At 48.6% G+C, this 15,518-nt stretch carries 14 protein-coding genes and 1 pseudogene; 11 read left to right on the top strand and 4 right to left on the bottom strand.

The annotated features are described in order from the left end of the window. Positions 1-65: 65 nt before the first annotated feature. A complete protein-coding gene (locus ACKFKH_RS12260; protein ID WP_446858579.1) occupies positions 66-245 on the bottom strand; it encodes a Sec-independent protein translocase subunit TatA/TatB in 180 nt (59 codons plus the stop codon). A 767-nt stretch (positions 246-1,012) separates the two neighbouring features. Here ACKFKH_RS12260 and ACKFKH_RS12255 point away from each other — a divergent pair. The 8 genes from ACKFKH_RS12255 (at position 1,013) to ACKFKH_RS12220 (ending at position 9,294) form a co-directional block, all read left to right on the top strand. Further along, entirely contained in the window at positions 1,013-2,041 is a 1,029-nt protein-coding gene (locus ACKFKH_RS12255) for a glycosyltransferase family 9 protein (protein ID WP_446858578.1), read from the top strand. Then, positions 2,028-2,546 (top strand): glycosyltransferase family 9 protein, encoded by a 519-nt coding sequence (locus ACKFKH_RS12250; RefSeq protein WP_446858577.1) that lies wholly within the window; start codon positions 2,028-2,030, stop codon positions 2,544-2,546. Before ACKFKH_RS12255 ends, ACKFKH_RS12250 begins: the two co-directional genes overlap by 14 nt. Positions 2,547-2,551: 5 nt before the next feature. Continuing rightward, positions 2,552-3,844 (top strand): PucR family transcriptional regulator, encoded by a 1,293-nt coding sequence (locus tag ACKFKH_RS12245; RefSeq protein WP_446858576.1) that lies wholly within the window; start codon positions 2,552-2,554, stop codon positions 3,842-3,844. A 39-nt stretch (positions 3,845-3,883) separates the two neighbouring features. Next, entirely contained in the window at positions 3,884-4,855 is a 972-nt protein-coding gene (locus ACKFKH_RS12240) for a glycosyltransferase (protein WP_446858575.1), read from the top strand. Between the two features lie 224 nt (positions 4,856-5,079). Beyond that, positions 5,080-6,969 carry a glycosyltransferase gene (locus ACKFKH_RS12235; protein WP_446858574.1) on the top strand — a complete coding sequence of 630 codons (1,890 nt, stop codon included), beginning with the start codon at positions 5,080-5,082 and terminating at the stop codon, positions 6,967-6,969. A 16-nt stretch (positions 6,970-6,985) separates the two neighbouring features. Continuing rightward, positions 6,986-7,711 carry an SDR family oxidoreductase gene (locus ACKFKH_RS12230; RefSeq protein ID WP_446858573.1) on the top strand — a complete coding sequence of 242 codons (726 nt, stop codon included), beginning with the start codon at positions 6,986-6,988 and terminating at the stop codon, positions 7,709-7,711. A 21-nt stretch (positions 7,712-7,732) separates the two neighbouring features. Further along, complete coding sequence (locus ACKFKH_RS12225) at positions 7,733-8,284, top strand: D-glycero-alpha-D-manno-heptose-1,7-bisphosphate 7-phosphatase (RefSeq protein WP_446858572.1); 552 nt, start codon at positions 7,733-7,735, stop codon at positions 8,282-8,284. Further along, a complete protein-coding gene (locus tag ACKFKH_RS12220) occupies positions 8,281-9,294 on the top strand; it encodes a bifunctional heptose 7-phosphate kinase/heptose 1-phosphate adenyltransferase (RefSeq protein ID WP_446858571.1) in 1,014 nt (337 codons plus the stop codon). Before ACKFKH_RS12225 ends, ACKFKH_RS12220 begins: the two co-directional genes overlap by 4 nt. Positions 9,295-9,448: 154 nt before the next feature. Here the strand turns inward: ACKFKH_RS12220 and ACKFKH_RS12215 are convergent, their stop codons facing one another. Together ACKFKH_RS12215 and ACKFKH_RS12210 are read right to left on the bottom strand one after the other, a co-directional pair. Beyond that, entirely contained in the window at positions 9,449-10,915 is a 1,467-nt protein-coding gene (locus ACKFKH_RS12215) for a leucyl aminopeptidase (RefSeq protein ID WP_446858570.1), read from the bottom strand. Positions 10,916-10,993: 78 nt separating this feature from the next. Then, positions 10,994-11,380 carry a hypothetical protein gene (locus ACKFKH_RS12210; RefSeq protein WP_446858569.1) on the bottom strand — a complete coding sequence of 129 codons (387 nt, stop codon included), beginning with the start codon at positions 11,378-11,380 and terminating at the stop codon, positions 10,994-10,996. Between the two features lie 123 nt (positions 11,381-11,503). Here ACKFKH_RS12210 and ACKFKH_RS12205 point away from each other — a divergent pair. From ACKFKH_RS12205 to ACKFKH_RS12195, 3 genes and pseudogenes are all read left to right on the top strand, one after another. Continuing rightward, positions 11,504-12,195 (top strand): IS1 family transposase gene (locus tag ACKFKH_RS12205; RefSeq protein ID WP_446858568.1). Its coding sequence is split into 2 segments (ribosomal slippage): positions 11,504-11,828 and positions 11,828-12,195, totalling 693 coding nucleotides; the frame shifts between segments, so codons are not numbered across the junction. 56 nt (positions 12,196-12,251) lie between these two features. Continuing rightward, positions 12,252-13,429, top strand: a pseudogene (locus ACKFKH_RS12200) (ISL3 family transposase). A gap of 473 nt (positions 13,430-13,902) precedes the next feature. After that, a complete protein-coding gene (locus ACKFKH_RS12195) occupies positions 13,903-14,121 on the top strand; it encodes a hypothetical protein (protein WP_446858567.1) in 219 nt (72 codons plus the stop codon). Between the two features lie 106 nt (positions 14,122-14,227). On the opposite strand, the gene ACKFKH_RS12190 is transcribed toward ACKFKH_RS12195, so the two are convergent. Next, entirely contained in the window at positions 14,228-15,418 is a 1,191-nt protein-coding gene (locus ACKFKH_RS12190; RefSeq protein WP_446858566.1) for a TRC40/GET3/ArsA family transport-energizing ATPase, read from the bottom strand. Positions 15,419-15,518 lie beyond the last annotated feature (100 nt).

The following is a 15,518-nucleotide window of genomic DNA, read 5'->3' as shown; positions in this document are numbered from 1 at the left end:
CAGTTCGTCTATCCAAAAATGAAGGATATCGCCACCGATCGGGCAGTTTTTTCATCCCTCATCCCTCATCCCTCATAGTCCTGATCGCTGCCATCTTCTGCTTCTTCTGATTTTGTAATGCCTTCCTTAAAGCTTCTCAGCGTTTTACCAAAGGTGCTGCCCAATTCGGGAATCTTTTTGGGGCCAAAAATCAAAATTGCGACAACGCAAACAATGACAACCTCTGTCCAGCCTAGATTAAACATGATCGAGCAGGCTCCCGCAAAAACGACAAAACGCTAAAGTACACTTCTCAAGATTAAAAGTACACTTCTTACTATTAGAGTAGTTGATTTTGATTATTCCATCGGTTGGGCTGCGTCTAGACGAAGATCGGTCTCAACGATTTAAGTGATTAGAATTCTGTTAATCAATATGAAGTACGATCGCCGCTTTGTCCTCACATTGCTGATTGCGACCCTGACTCTGAGGGGCAACGCTCAAGAAAAGCTGAATTCACCCCAGAGGCGCTGACCTACAACTTCTGGAAGTTATTAAGGGCGTTGCTGAATCAGGGGATGAATTGCCCCAAAGCGAAGGGAACCCAAGGTTCAAAGTCCCCCAATTTTGGGGGATTTAGGGGGCGAAAAGATGGACACTTCCCACAGATTCATCCAATCAGCAACGCCATCTTTCGCTACCGCTATTAATCCGGGAGAGCAAGCTAAATTGCCTACGATTGAGGGACTTTGAACCCAAAATCTGGTCTAAAGGTTCCTCAGAATTGGCAGCTTGGGGGGCAGAAGCTTGACAACGCAAAAAACAAATCTCTTCGAGTTACTCGCCAGGGGTCGAATTTACGTTTGAACAAAGCAGCATTTTGCATCTTCAGTCTATGATGCACAGTCCAAATCCGCTCTATCTCTGTCTCAGGCGAGATTAGCTCGATCGCTTCCTCTCTCTCAAAGATGATGCTTATTTTGCAGAAGAGGCTGTAGATTTCGTAGACAAACTTAATTGTGTGGGAGATGCTGTGCCATTAGATCCAATGTTATTACAGCGGATTGCTGTGTTTCGCGCACTACCAGGGTTAGGGGATTTTCTTTGTGTCACGCCTGCTCTGAGAGCGTTGCGAGTAGCCTGTCCTCAAGCGCAAATTACATTAATTGGTTTACCTGCAAACAAAGGACTGGTCGATCGCTTTCCTCACTTGATCGACGAACTGATTGAATTTCCAGGCCATCCAGGGCTTCCAGAACAGTCTTCTGACTCTGAGCGGTTTGCTAGATTTCAGAAAGAGATGCGCGATCGCAATTTTGATTTGGCGATTCAGATGCATGGGAGCGGTGTGGTGACGAATGCGATCGTGCAAGCGCTGAGTGCCCATAGAACGGCAGGATTTTTTACAACAGATTGCCCTGATCCCAATTCTTTTTTACCGTTTCAAGAGTCCGAGTCAGAAGTCAGACGTTATCTCAAATTAATCGAATTTTTAGGCATTCCATTGCAACAAGAAGGGTTAGAGTTTCCCTTACTAACAGAAGATTGGCAGAGTTTGCAAACCCTTAGAGAAACGCATGGGCTAACTCAAAATCTAACTCAAAATCTAACTCAAAATTATGTGTGCCTTCATCCCGGCGCAAATGTGCCCGATCGTCGTTGGGCCGTCGAAAACTTTGCCGCTGTGGGAGATGGTTTGACTGAACTAGGTCTGCAAGTGGTAATAACGGGATCGCTGTCTGAAGCTGCACTTGCGGAGTCTGTAGTCGAGAAAATGCAATCATCCGCCCTCAATCTAACGGGTTGCACCAGCTTGGGAACGCTGGCCGCTTTGTTGAGTCAGTCACGACTGCTAATCTGTAACGATACGGGTGTTTCTCATTTAGCCGCAGCATTACAAACTCCAAGTGTTGTTGTGTTTTCGGGATCAGATCCCCAGCGTTGGGCACCGCTTGATCAAAATCGTCATCGAGCCATTCACACTACCGTTGACGATCGTATTCTCTCCGTGATTCAACAGGCGAAACAGTTGCTTGAGGAGGGTGTGTATGTTGCCCGCTGAATGGCGCACGGTGCAGAAGATTCTCGCGGTGCAGTTAGGAAATGCTGACGAATTGATCACGCTGAGTCCTGCCCTCAAACAACTCAAACGAGCCTTGCCAGACGTGATGATTACGCTGCTTTGTTCTCCTCAATCGAGCCGGGTGGCGCTCAGTTTGCCTGCGGTGGATGAGGTGCTGTTACATCGAGCATTGGCTCACCCTACAGGCACGTTGGACTGCAATTCTCTTGCCCTGTTGCCGTTGATTGAGATGTTGCGATCGGAGCAGTTTGACGCAGCGATTTTGTTTCCTCAAGATTCCCAGTCGCCTTATCCGTTGGCCTATGTGTGCTATCTGGCAGAGATTCCCATTCGCGTTGGGTGGTCAGATGAGTTTGGGGGCGGGGTGCTGTCGCATTGGGTCACGGCTCAGGGAGAACGGGATCACCATCTGGCGCTGTTAGACGCGATCGGCTTGGGGTGCCCTTCAGATCGACAGCCGGATGTGAGTCGAGAAAGAACGTGATCCCCATGAGCATGACACGAGAAGTTTTAGCGTTCAAACGAGCCGCCAGAGTTGTCACCGAACGGGTAACTGAGTTGTTGGATGCTCAAGTATTTGTAGTGGACGATCGCACCAAAATCATCACCAGCACCCACCCCAAGTTTGTCGGACTCCCGCTCAGTCTCGTTCTATCTGATCCGTCTCCACTCCAGATTCCTTTTCACGTTGCTGGGCAGACGGGCACTATCATCGTCACAACTCTGGAAAGCGGCGAAACCATTTCTCCCAGACTGGCAAAGGTGCTGATCGAGCTAGTGGTCAGTCAGGTTGTTTTGCCGCCGCGATCGCCCAATCCTCATGAGCTTAAAAACAAGTTTATCTACGATCTGCTGAGAAACCCCGCCAGCAATGAGGGAGACGTTTTGCGAGAAGCTCAGATTTTGGGACTCGATTTTACGCGCCCTCGTGCTGTGATTTTGATTGATGCGTCAGATTATCTATCGTCGTCTCAGGGCGAACAATATGAAGTGTTAGATGCTCAGATTCAGCGACGGGTGCAATTGATTATTAGTAGTATTGTCAGCTTTTTTCATTTACCCAGTGATACCATTTGTGCTTACATTGGCAGTAGTGAAATTGCAGTTCTCAAAGCCAGCAGTACTCAAGATTTGGCAGCGTGGAGCGATCGGGCTGACCTGCCGAGCAATCAATCTTGGGCCAATTTGTCAGCTCTCAAACGGGCCAGCACTGCGTTATTAAATCGCCTCCACTGTGACACTAGCACGTTGATGAATATTGGCATTGGTCGCTATCATCCAGGCATTCAAGGATTGGCGCGATCGTATCAAGATGCTCGTGCTGCTTTATCGTTGGGTCATCGGTTTATCGGAGAAAAGCAAGTTCACTGTTTAGATGCGTTGGGAGCGGCGGCCTTTGTGGGAATTGCAGACGAAAATACAAAAGTTGATCTGGCTAAACATTTACTCAGTCCATTAGATCAAGAGCCAGAATTGATCGATACCCTACAGATCTTTTTTGCCGAAAATTGTAATCCTTCGCCCACGGCCAACAGGCTATCGATTCATCGCAATACACTCAGTTATCGACTGGATAAGATCGCTTCACTAACGGGACTGAATCCCCGTCTTTTTGATGATGCGGTGCAGATTAGATTAGCTCTTATTTTACGATCGCTTGACCAAAAGGCATACTCGTTGTGCGATCGCACAATCCTGAAACACCCAAATTCATCTCATGTTAGGCAAATGCCCAATGCATCTCAGGGTCAAATTTTAGAAGATAAAGCATCAGCAAGTTAACTGCTCACTTTAACTGCTCACTGTGCAGAACTTCTATTTATGCAATCTCTTCGCATTCTCACCTGGCATGTACATGGGAGCTATCTCTATTATTTGGTGCAGTCGCCTCATCAGTTCTTTTTGCCCGTCAAGCCCGATCGTCCTGAAGGCTATGGCGGTAAGTTAGCTGGATTTAACTGGGGCGACAATGTACATGACCTGCCCGCAGAAGAAGTTCAACACCAAGAGTTTGATTGTATTCTGTTTCAGTCGCGCAAAAACTATCTTGAAGATCAATATGAGATCTTGTCAGAAAAGCAGCGACAGCTACCGCGCATTTATTTAGAACATGATCCGCCTCGTGACAGTCCCACGGAGACTCAGCATATTGTGGATGATCCCGATATATTGTTGGCGCATGTAACTCACTTTAATGACCTGATGTGGAACAGTGGCCGCACTCCAACTTGTGTCATTGAACATGGAGTCATCGTGCCCGAAACTGTTGAATACACAGGTGAACTGGCGCGGGGTGTGGTGGTGGTGAATGGACTCAAGCAACGAGGGCGACGACTAGGACTAGATATTTACGATCGCGTTCGTCAAGACATCCCGATCGACCTAGTGGGAATGCAATCTCAAGCACTAGATGGACTGGGAGAAATTCATCACGATCATCTGGCTCAATTTGAATCTCGCTACCGATTTTTCTTTAATCCGATTCGCTATACCAGTCTAGGATTGGCGGTCTGTGAGGCGATGATGTTGGGGATGCCGATTATTGGATTAGCAACCACAGAAATGGCTACGATAATCGAAAATGGCGTTTCTGGCTATGTGGATACCCACGTCGATCGCCTAATTGAAATCATGCAAACCCTCCTCAAATCTCCTGCCGAAGCACACTATCTCAGTCGTGGTGCAAAGCGAGTGGCCCAAGAGCGATTTAACATTCAGCGATTTGTTCGAGATTGGGATCGGGCTTTTGCGCGAGTGTGCGATCGTCGTCCTGTAACCCACCTTTCTATATAAACTCGTTATTCTTATCAACTTGAATTTAATGAACCTTCTCACAATGGTTGTGAATCCAGGCAGCCCCCTAAATCCCCCACAAGTGAGGGACTTTGAATGGTAACGAGCGCCTTACTCTGATCCGAAAGTCCCCCAGAATGGGGGGTTGGGGGGCAGAAGCATCAAACAACGAAGTAAAGAAAACCTATTGAAAGTCAAATGTCCCTTCACACCAACATAATTTCATGAAGCGCATTGCTTTAATTAGTGAACACGCCTCACCCTTTGGCATTCTCGGAGGAGTGGACAGTGGTGGACAAAATGTATATGTGGGACAACTCGCCAAGCACCTAGCCAAACGAGGTTATGAAGTCGATATCTTTACTCGTCGTGACCATCCCCTGTTGCCAGAGATCGCAGAATGGACTGAAGGCGTTCGGTTGATCCATGTTCCCGCTGGGCCGCCTCATGACGTTCGCAAAGAAGATCTGTTGCCCTGGATGCCAGACTTTACGGCTTATATGCTGAAGTTTTGCGCCCGTTACTCCTACGATTTGATTCACGCTAACTTTTGGATGTCTGGACTGGTCGCGGCTGAAATCAAACGCTTGCTGCATATTCCCTTCGTGATTACATTTCATGCATTGGGGCGAGTTAGACGCTTTCACCAAGGGCAGGCAGACGAATTTCCCGACGATCGCTTTGCCATTGAAGATCGCATTGTGGCTGAAGCCGATCGCATTATTGCCGAGTGTCCCCAAGATGAAGCAGACCTGACGCAACTCTACAACGCTGACCCCAACAAGATTACGCTGATTCCCTGTGGGTTTGACCCCTCTGAATTTTGGAGTCTCAATAAAGCCCTCGCCCGTGTTGCTCTGGGAATGATGCCCGACGATCGCATCGTTCTACAACTGGGTCGAATGGTGCCTCGTAAAGGCGTGGATACAGCGATTCAAGGGTTTGCTCAGTTTTGTCGTCAGTCAGAAGTGCCTGCAAAATTGGTGCTGGTGGGCGGCGAACTCACTGATCCTGACCCGCGCATTGTCAAAGAAGTAGAGCGGCTCCAAGCGATCGCGGATTTGGAAGGAGTCAGCGATCGCATTCAGTTTGTGGGACGCAAAGGGCGAGAAGTGTTGCGCTATTACTACAGTGCTGCCGACGTGTTTATCACGACACCCTGGTACGAACCGTTTGGGATTACGCCGATCGAAGCGATGGCCTGCGGAACCCCTGTGATTGGCTCAAATGTCGGCGGGGTAAAGTTTTCGGTGCGCGATGGAGAAACGGGATATCTGGTGCCAGCGAATAATTCGGGGGCGATCGCTCATCGTTTGACCCACTTGTATAATCATCCAAAACTGCTTGAAACCTTGAGTCGTCAAGCGGTACGTCGTGCCAACGAGCATTTCACCTGGCAAAAAGTAGCAGACGATGTAGCACAGCTTTATCAGTCGGTTCTAATTCGCAAAACGCCCATTGCATCCGATTCGTACACGGTGATTAATCGTGGCTTTAACAACGTGTTGAATGCAATTCAAAAATCTCAGCAATGCCTGCAAAGTGAAATCGTCAACGCTGCGGTGATTCTGAGGGATTGCTTTGTGCGAGGCGGAAAAGTCTTGCTCTGTGGGAATGGGGGCAGCGCTGCGGATGCTCAACACTGTGCGGCGGAGTTTGTGGGACGATTCAAATTAGGCGATCGTCCGGGTCTGCCCGCGTTAGCACTGACGGCTGATTCTGCGTTGCTAACGGCCTGGTCAAATGATCTCGGCTTTGATCAGATCTTTTCTCGTCAAGTCGAAGCCTTTGCTCAACCGCATGATGTCTTGATTGGCATCAGTACGAGTGGACGATCGCGCAATGTAATTCAAGCTTTTAAGTCCGCCAATCAGCGTGGCATTCGTACGATTGCTATCCTGGGCGGTAATGGAGGTGAAGTGAGGCGGTTAGCAGATTTAGCGATCGTGGTTCCTGCCAGCGATCCCCAACATATTCAAGAAGTGCAGATTGTCGTGATTCATCTACTGTGTGAACTGGTGGAGAAATGGGTCATGGAAGAGATGGGAAACACCCAGAATATCGGAGGAATGGAAAAAGCGATGGCCTCTGATATGCAGTCATTTATTCACTAATCAGTTAGGAGACAACATGCAAGAACTCACTGGAAAAGTCGCGATCGTAACGGGTGGCGCTCAAGGATTAGGAGAAGCGATTTGTCGAACTCTGGCGGCGGCCGATGTCGTAACGATCGTTTCCGATATTCGAGAAGAACTGGCGGAAAAAGTGGCGGCAGAAATCAGCGCAGAAGGCGGGAAAGCGATCGCGCTCAAACTTGATGTCACGGACGAAAATCAGATTCTCTCAGCCGTTGAGAAGATCATTAGTCAGCATGGACATTTAGACATTCTGATCAACAATGCTGGAACGGATTTGACAGTACCCATTGAAGAGATGGGAATTCAGGATTGGGATCGGATTCTTGCCGTCAATTTACGCGCTCCCTTTATCTTGTCGAAAGCAGTTATCTCACAGATGAAGGAACGCAAAAGCGGACATATTGTTAACATCGCCTCAACCGCCTCAAAACGAGCCTGGGCAAACGCTTCCGCTTATCATGCCAGTAAATGGGGACTGCTTGGATTTAGTCACGCTTTACATGTCGAAGCGCGTCCTCATAAAGTCAAAGTGACGGCTGTGATCGCGGGGGGAATGCAAACGCCTTTTATTCTCGATCGCTTCCCTGATACGCCACTCGAAAATCTGCAAGATCCCAAAAATGTAGCTGAGACGATTCGCTTTATTCTCACCCAACCTGCCGAAACAGTGATTCCTGAAGTGATGGTTGTGCCGATGAACGAAACATCCTATCCTTGAGTCAACCTCTGTAGATGAGCTATGGTTCCTGCTGTTTTCTTAGATAAAGATGGCACGCTAATTCCTGATATTCCTTACAATGTTGATCCTGATCTCATTACTTTATCTTTTGGGGCAGAAGAAGCGTTGCGATCGCTGCATCAGTCTGGTTTCAAACTTATCATTGTTTCTAATCAATCAGGTGTTGCGCGAGGATTCTTTTCAGAAACAGAGTTGTCATTCGTCGAGCAGAAAATTCGTGAGTTGTTAGACGCGATCGACGTGCCGCTGACGGGCTTCTATTACTGTCCCCATCATCTCTCTGGGAAAATTGCCAAGTACGCGATCGCCTGCAACTGTCGCAAACCTAGCCCCGGAATGCTTGTCAAAGCAGCCCAAAAACACAGCATTGATTTGCAGCGATCGTGGATGATTGGAGACATTCTCAACGATATCGAAGCCGGACATCGTGCGGGGTGCAAAACGATTCTCATCGACAACGGCAACGAGACGGAATGGGTTCTCTCACCACAGCGAGTGCCCCACTATAAAGTGACTGATTTAATCGAGGCCGCCAACCAAATTCTCCAATGAAGGAACTTGCTCATTTTCTCGATCGCTTACCTCATCTCCAGATTTTGGTGATTGGGGAAGCCATGCTCGATCGCTATCTCGAAGGGTCGGCTACTCGCTTGTGTCAGGAGGCTCCTGTTCCCGTCGTTACGCTGTCACAGGTGCAAAATCTGCCTGGAGGAGCCGCTAACACTGCCGTCAATCTTCGCAGTTGGGGTTGTCAGGTGCGCTTGTTTTCAGTCATTGGAGACGATTGGGAAGGAACGCTACTTCGTCAGGCTTTGCTCAAACAAGATGTGAACACGGATCAAATTTTGGGAGATGCTAATCGATCGACGCTGACAAAACAAAGAATTTTGGACGGTGCAAAACTATTGTTACGACTGGATCAGGGCACCACTGAAGCGATTTCACCCGATTTAGAACAGCAGCTTATTGATCATCTCAGCGATCGCTTTTCTGATTGTGATGCCATGATCATTTCTGATTACGGTTACGGTATTTTGACTCCTCGAATCATTCACACGATCGCTCACCTTCAATTACAAAGTCCGAAACCGATCGTCGTCGATGCCAAACAGTTATCGGCTTATCGAAATGTTGGTGTAACGGCCGTCAAACCCAACTATCATCAGGTTTTGCAACTTTTGGGCGAAACGGATATCAGCCAACAATCTCGCGCCGATTGGGTCGCCACACAAGCCGACTGGATCTTGAATCTCACCGGAGCGCAACTGGCCGCTGTTACCCTGGATCGAGACGGAGCGGTGATTCTGCAACGCGATCGCCCGCCCTACCGCATCTACGCCAAACCTTCTCCTCAAACGCGCACGATCGGCGCAGGAGATACCTTTAGCGCTATGTTGACTGCCGCCCTCGCCACCAAAATTTCTCCCCTGGTTGCCGCCGATTTTGCCGCTGCTGCGGCCGCGATCGTCGTTCGTAAAGAAGCAACTTCTACCTGTACGATCGAAGAGTTGTCTGCTTATTTTTTGGGAATTCAGAACGATCGCAGCAAAGTTGTAAATTGACGTGAATTTTTTGCTTCGTTATTAATGTCTTCTGCCCCCCAACCCCCCAATTTGGGGGACTTTCAGACATTTAGAGGGCAACCCGACTCTTTAATCGAATCGAAGAACCTCATCAAATTCGTGTTGCATCGATCGCCCATCCTTCATCCCTTCTCTAGCTCATCACCCAATCGACCAGCAGGCGCACTCCATACCCTGTTGCCCCAGAGCCGTTGTAGCCGTTTTCCTTATCTGCCCAAACCGGCCCCGCAACATCCAAATGGGCCCAGGGAGTTTCTTTAACGAACTGCTTTAAGAAGATCGCCGCACTGATGGCACCGCCCGCACGAGCGCCCGTGTTTTTCATGTCCGCAATGCCCGACTTCATACTTTCAAAGTACTTTTCTTCCATTGGCATCCGCCAAATTTTTTCGCCCGTCGCTTCAGACGCTTTTAGAAACTGATTGGCAACTTCATCATCAGGACTCCACAGTCCCGCAATGTCATCTCCCAGGGCAACGACGCAGGCTCCCGTTAAAGTAGCGAGGTCAACGATCGCTTCCACGCCCAATTTCTCGGCATAGACAAGCGCATCTGCCAAAGTCAATCGTCCTTCTGCATCGGTGTTGTTGATCTCGATCGTCTTGCCATTAGACGCGGTGAGAATGTCGCCAGGGTGAATCGCTCGACCGCTAATCATATTTTCAGTAGCTGCAACGATGAAGTGAATCTCAACATCGGGTTTGATTTGAGCGATCGCTTTGGCTGCTCCCAGAGTGGCACCCGCTCCACCCATGTCGGTCTTCATCATTTCGATACCGCTGCCGGCCCCTTTGATATTCAGCCCACCCGAATCGAAGGTTAGCCCTTTGCCAATGATTGCCAGTTTGCGTCGGGGCGTTCCTTCAGGTTTGTAAGTGAGATGAATGAATTTTGGCGGCAAATCGGAGGCTTGAGCGACCCCCAAAAAGGCACCCATTCCCAACTTTTCGCAATCCTCTTTTTCGAGAATTTCGACATGCAACCCGTAGTCTTGAGCGATCGTTTGTGCTGTTTCTGCCAGGGTGATCGGCGTGACATAGTTTGCCGGAGCCGCGACCAATTCTCTCGCCAAAAATACCCCCGAAACGACCTTGTGCGCCTGATCAACAGCAGCATCCTGATCTGCTAAACCGAGAAGATGCACTTCGTCGATCGTCGGTTTGTCGTCTGGCTCTGACTTAAAGCGGTGGTCTACAAAGAGAGCGAGTTCGATTCCTTCGGCGATCGCTTCTGCGGTCAAAGCAGCGTCTCCATTCCACACAGGCAGGCTGATTCCCAGGGTTTTGCAGCGTTCTTTTTTGGCAAGTTTGGCACTGGCGGCGGCGGCACGTCTCAAACCATCCAACTTTAGTGCGTCTGATTTGCCCAATCCCACCAAAATCAGCTTGCGAATGGGGCTACCCACAACTCTTGTAGAGACAGTGCTGCCAGGTTTGCCCTTAAATTCAAAATCAGCGACCAAATCTTTAATCGTGCCAGACAGCTTTTCGTCCAGGGCTGCCAGTTCACCCGTGAGTTCGATTTCGTCTTCAAAAATGCCGATCGCCAGACCATCTCCTGACCAGTCGAGCCGCGAAGTTCCCGTTGCTTGTAGCTTCATTACTTACCTTTCTGCTTGGATTCAGTACTGATTTCCAGTATCGATCAAAATTTGGGAAGCGCGGGGCAGATTTGTGACTCAGGCGGATTGTTCACGGCGCAAAATCTCTTCTAGCATCATAGACTGACGATCGACAATGCCAACGAGACGATCGATCTGTCTATCTCGAACTCTAGCCGCTTCATCTAGCTTTGTATTGGTCTCTTTAATGCTGTTATTGGTTTCTTTAATGTTGGCATTGGTCTCTTTAATGTTGGCATTGGTCTCTTTAATGTTGACATTGGTTTCCTCAATACCCGCGATCGTTTGCTCAATTCTGTCGCCTAGCTGGTCAAGCTTGATGCCCAATTGCCGATTCGCTTCTTTAATTTCGACGAAACCATAAGTCACAACTTCAGTCAATCTGCCAACTTGGTCGATCAGAATATCAATTTTGCTTTCGGGTAGTCCATTTTCGGTTGTCATGAGTTTTGGCTAGAAAAATAGGTGAAAGCATTTTAGTACCAAACAAGTTCGGGCTCTCCTAGACTTCGTGTGATAATTGCAGAGGGCGTTGCATAATAGAGGGATGAATGAGGGTGTTGTACTATGCAGTGTCGATACTGTGGGTCTACTGAGGTTCGCCAGAACGGGAAACGACGAGGCAAGCAAAATCATATCTGTCGCGCCTGCGGTCGCCAATTTATTGAAGGCTATGACCCACCCAAAGGCTACAGCGAGGAAACCAAGCAGGACTGCTTGATGCGTTACGTCAACGGCATGGGATTTCGCGCGATTGAGCGCTGTACTGGCGTGCATCACACAACGGTGATTTATTGGGTCAAGCAACTCGGACAGCAACTGCCGGATGCCCCACAGGAGTCGGAGATTCCAGAGGTGGGAGAACTCGACGAACTAGAAACCTTTGTCGGGTCAAAAAAAACAAAATTTGGATCTGGACAGCCGTGAACCATTTCCGGGCGGGCATTCTCGCTTGGGTGGTGGGAGATCACAGCGCAGAGACGTTCAAACCCTTGTGGCAGATTGTCTGTTGCTGGCATTGCTACTTCTATGTCACCGATGGCTGGAAGGTTTATCCCGGTTTTATTGAGGAAGGCGACCACCTTGTGAGCAAGACGTATATGACGAGAGTCGAAGGCGAGAATACCCGATTACGTCACTACTTAGCTCGATTGCATCGCAAGACCTTGTGTTACTCCAAGTCGGTCGAAATGCTAAAGCATTCGCTGCGATTGCTCCTCCATTACCTAAAGTATTGGTCAATACCCATACTCACTTGATTCATCCCTTTGTTCAGCAACGCCTTGCAGAGTAGTGTACATTTCGAGGTTGGGGTATGGACATCTATCTGGATACACTCCTCCACTTACCCTACGTCACCGTCGATGGTTGTCATGAAGTCGATGGAGTCGTTTTTTTGAAACTTAAATGTCTCAATCAAACCATTGCTTGCCCCGATTGTGGAGCGACCTTAGATTGGATTAATCAAACCACCACAGTGCTGATTCGGGACTTGCCGGTCTTTGGCAAGCCGGTCTATCTTCAAGTTCCCCGACGGCAGTTTCAGTGTGAACACTGTCAACAATTTCATAGCGAAGTCTTGGAGTTTATGAGTGGGCGACATGCCTATACGCCTCGTTATGCCCAAGCGATTTACGAACAAGTGAAGCAATCCAGTTTGGAGGAGGTGAGCCGCCGAGAAGGGCTGGGCATTGCCACCGTGCGCCAGATTTTTGATGCCCAGGCGGTTCATACCATAAAAAAGTTGAGCCATTGCCGGAACGTTTAAGCTTGGATGAATTTAGTCAGCACAAGGGGCATCAAGATTTTGTCACAACCGTCGTGGACATCGACCAACATACCCTACTGGATGTACTGGACAGCCACAAACAAGAGGAGGTGAAAGCCATGCTGGAAGCCTATCCTCTCGAAGTCAGAGCAGGGGTGAAAGAAGTGAGTGTGGATAGGTGGGGCGGCTACACCGCAGTCATTGAGGCGGTGTTTCCCAACGCCAAGATTGTCTATGACCGCTTTCATGTGATGCAACATATCAATCGGGAGTTAAATCATTTAAGACGACAGATGAAGGTGAAATTCAAAGGATTACCGCATTTACTGTGGAAGAATCGACAAGAGTTGAGCGATGAGCAAAGACAACGCTTAGATGAAGGGTTGAAAGCATTTCCTTGTTTAACGATTGCGTATGAGTTGAAAGAAGACCTCAGCCAGATTTATGAAAAGTCAAGAACGATCCACGCAGCCAAAATAAAATTTCAGCGATGGCGCCGACTGGTTCAGCTTTTTTATCAAGATTCCGCGGACATGATTCGTGAGCACCTGAATGGTATTTGCAATTACTTTGAGCATCGAACCACCAGTGGAGTGACCGAGGGGATCAACACGAAAATTAAGCTCATTAAACGGAAGGGTTACGGTTTTCATAATTTCAAACATTTCCGTTTGAGGCTATTATCTTGCTTTGGTGCTTCACAAAACTCTACACACGAGGTCTAGGAGAGCCGAAGACATCAAGATTTTTGATGAACAACGAGTCATAGAACTTAGTCAAGCGATCGCTAAGAAACTGGGTGTGCTTGTTTTTTGTGACCTCGATCGTAGCTATCGCAACGCCCACAACCTGAGAATTTTAGTTAATGAGAAAGGCAAAGCACCGTCCGTATCGAAAGAGCTTGATTACTCAGCTTTTTGGTGAAATCTAAACCGTAACTGCGCCACCTAGCTCTACGTTGGAGCAGACAATTACAGCAGACCTCCGCATAAGGCTACTACACTCTTTAAACGATCAAATATGATCTAGGCATGGAGTTTGAGTGGGATCAGTCAAAAGCAACCGCGAATCTGAAGAAGAGAGATTATTGTTGGTCACTCTCAGCAAGATCGATTGCGGTTGATTGCCTTTACTGAGCGATCGAGTGGTATCCGTATCATGAGTGCCCGTTTAGCTACTCGCAAAGAGCGTGAGGATTATGAGCAAAACGCCCTCTGACCCTACACGGAATTCTGAAGACAATCTTCTAGCCGAATATCGCTTTGATTACCAGAAGACGAAGCCCAATCGGTTTGCTGCTCGTGATGAGACGCAGACCTTAACGGTTGTCGTTCTAGATGAGGATGTAGCTCAGGTTTTTACAACGCCTGAATTCGTTAACAAAGCATTAAGAGCGTTGATCGAATCAATGCCATAGCCAGGAAGCCCAATGCAGCCTAATCCTGTGCTGCAACGGAAGAAACAGAGATCTTGATGGTGAAGCAAAGGTTGTTAGCCATTAAGCTTCACCGTTATTCCACAATCTAAACTTTTGCGGGGTCAGAAAACCGAATCTTGAGATAGTCGTCTTCCATTTTTGCGCCCGATGGACTGAGCGCGGCTAACGCTTGTGGCAAGACTAGATTGCGTCGATGGTTGCCGATGCGAATGTTTAACTCGTCGCCTGTTTTGCTCAACTCGACCTGACTTTTGGCAATTCCTGGTAAATAGAGTTCCAGGTTGTAGCCGCCTTGCTCTGGCACCACTCGCAGCGTCGTTTCTTTGTAGTAGACTTGCGCGGGATCTTCATCGCCGGGGTAGAGGGTTTCTTTGAGGCGATCGAGCGCTTCCAGTCCGCACATCTCCTCTGAATACAACGGCACTTCTTTGACAGGCAAGGGCGAAAAGTTGTCGTGAATTTCTTGACGATATTGCGTTTGGTTTTCCTTCCAGCGTTGAAAGAAGGGATCGGTGACGGATTCTGGAATGATGCGATTGGCGACGATCATATCGGTTGCAACATTGTACAAACTCAGATAGGCGTGGGCCCGCAGCGATTCTTTGATCACCATTTTTTCAGGGTTTGTGATCAGTCGGACTGAAGTTTGTGTGTTGTCGGTCAAGACTTTTTCGAGCGCTTCGATCTGCTCATAAAACTCATAGGGCGCATCCATGACTTCTTTGTCAGGCAGCGAGAAGCCTACTAAGGGACGAAAAATCGGTTCTACTAAGGGACGCAGCGCGACCGAAATTCCCTGTAATGGCTTGTAGAATTTTCGCATGTACCATCCGCCAACTTCAGGCAGGCTGAGGAGTCGTAGAGCCGTTCCAGTCGGGGCGGAGTCAATGATCAAGACATCAAACGTGCCTTCGTCGTAGTGCCGCTTCATCCGCACCAGTCCAAAGATTTCATCCATGCCTGGCAGAATCGCCAACTCTTCTGCCTGTACGCCTTCTAAGCCTCGTGCCTGCAAAACTTGGCTGATGTAGCGTTTGACGGCTCCCCAGTTGCCTTCTAGCTCCATCAGGGCATCTAATTCTGCGCCCCAGAGATTAGGGCGGACGAGCTTAGGTTCGTGGCCCAACTCTAGGTCAAAACTGTCTGCGAGCGAGTGAGCCGGATCGGTACTCAGGACAAGGGTTCGATAACCAAGTTCAGCACATTTTAGTCCGGTGGCGGCGGCTACAGAGGTTTTGCCTACGCCTCCTTTGCCTGTCATCAAAATTACGCGCATGGTCGATCGAGTCCTGTCTGAGAATTGTTTACATTCGTTTACCTAACCCATTGTCCCACAGGAAACCAGGTTTGTGCCTCTACGCAAAGGGCGACCTGAG

Source organism: Phormidesmis sp. 146-20 (genome assembly GCF_052939475.1).
The sequence above is the reverse complement of the archived record's forward strand: the minus strand, read 5'-3'. Positions and strand labels throughout refer to the sequence as shown.

What these genes read in the sequence shown, in the direction of transcription:
- ACKFKH_RS12230 (WP_446858573.1), top strand. Translation starts at nt 6,986, where the DNA reads ATGCAAGAACTCACTGGAAAAGTCGCGATCGTAACGGGTGGCGCTCAA.
- ACKFKH_RS12190 (WP_446858566.1), bottom strand. Translation starts at nt 15,418, where the DNA reads ATGCGCGTAATTTTGATGACAGGCAAAGGAGGCGTAGGCAAAACCTCT.
- ACKFKH_RS12195 (WP_446858567.1), top strand. Translation starts at nt 13,903, where the DNA reads ATGAGCAAAACGCCCTCTGACCCTACACGGAATTCTGAAGACAATCTT.
- ACKFKH_RS12215 (WP_446858570.1), bottom strand. Translation starts at nt 10,915, where the DNA reads ATGAAGCTACAAGCAACGGGAACTTCGCGGCTCGACTGGTCAGGAGAT.
- ACKFKH_RS12240 (WP_446858575.1), top strand. Translation starts at nt 3,884, where the DNA reads ATGCAATCTCTTCGCATTCTCACCTGGCATGTACATGGGAGCTATCTC.
- ACKFKH_RS12260 (WP_446858579.1), bottom strand. Translation starts at nt 245, where the DNA reads ATGTTTAATCTAGGCTGGACAGAGGTTGTCATTGTTTGCGTTGTCGCA.
- ACKFKH_RS12235 (WP_446858574.1), top strand. Translation starts at nt 5,080, where the DNA reads ATGAAGCGCATTGCTTTAATTAGTGAACACGCCTCACCCTTTGGCATT.
- ACKFKH_RS12210 (WP_446858569.1), bottom strand. Translation starts at nt 11,380, where the DNA reads ATGACAACCGAAAATGGACTACCCGAAAGCAAAATTGATATTCTGATC.
- ACKFKH_RS12225 (WP_446858572.1), top strand. Translation starts at nt 7,733, where the DNA reads ATGGTTCCTGCTGTTTTCTTAGATAAAGATGGCACGCTAATTCCTGAT.
- ACKFKH_RS12250 (WP_446858577.1), top strand. Translation starts at nt 2,028, where the DNA reads ATGTTGCCCGCTGAATGGCGCACGGTGCAGAAGATTCTCGCGGTGCAG.
- ACKFKH_RS12220 (WP_446858571.1), top strand. Translation starts at nt 8,281, where the DNA reads ATGAAGGAACTTGCTCATTTTCTCGATCGCTTACCTCATCTCCAGATT.
- ACKFKH_RS12245 (WP_446858576.1), top strand. Translation starts at nt 2,552, where the DNA reads ATGAGCATGACACGAGAAGTTTTAGCGTTCAAACGAGCCGCCAGAGTT.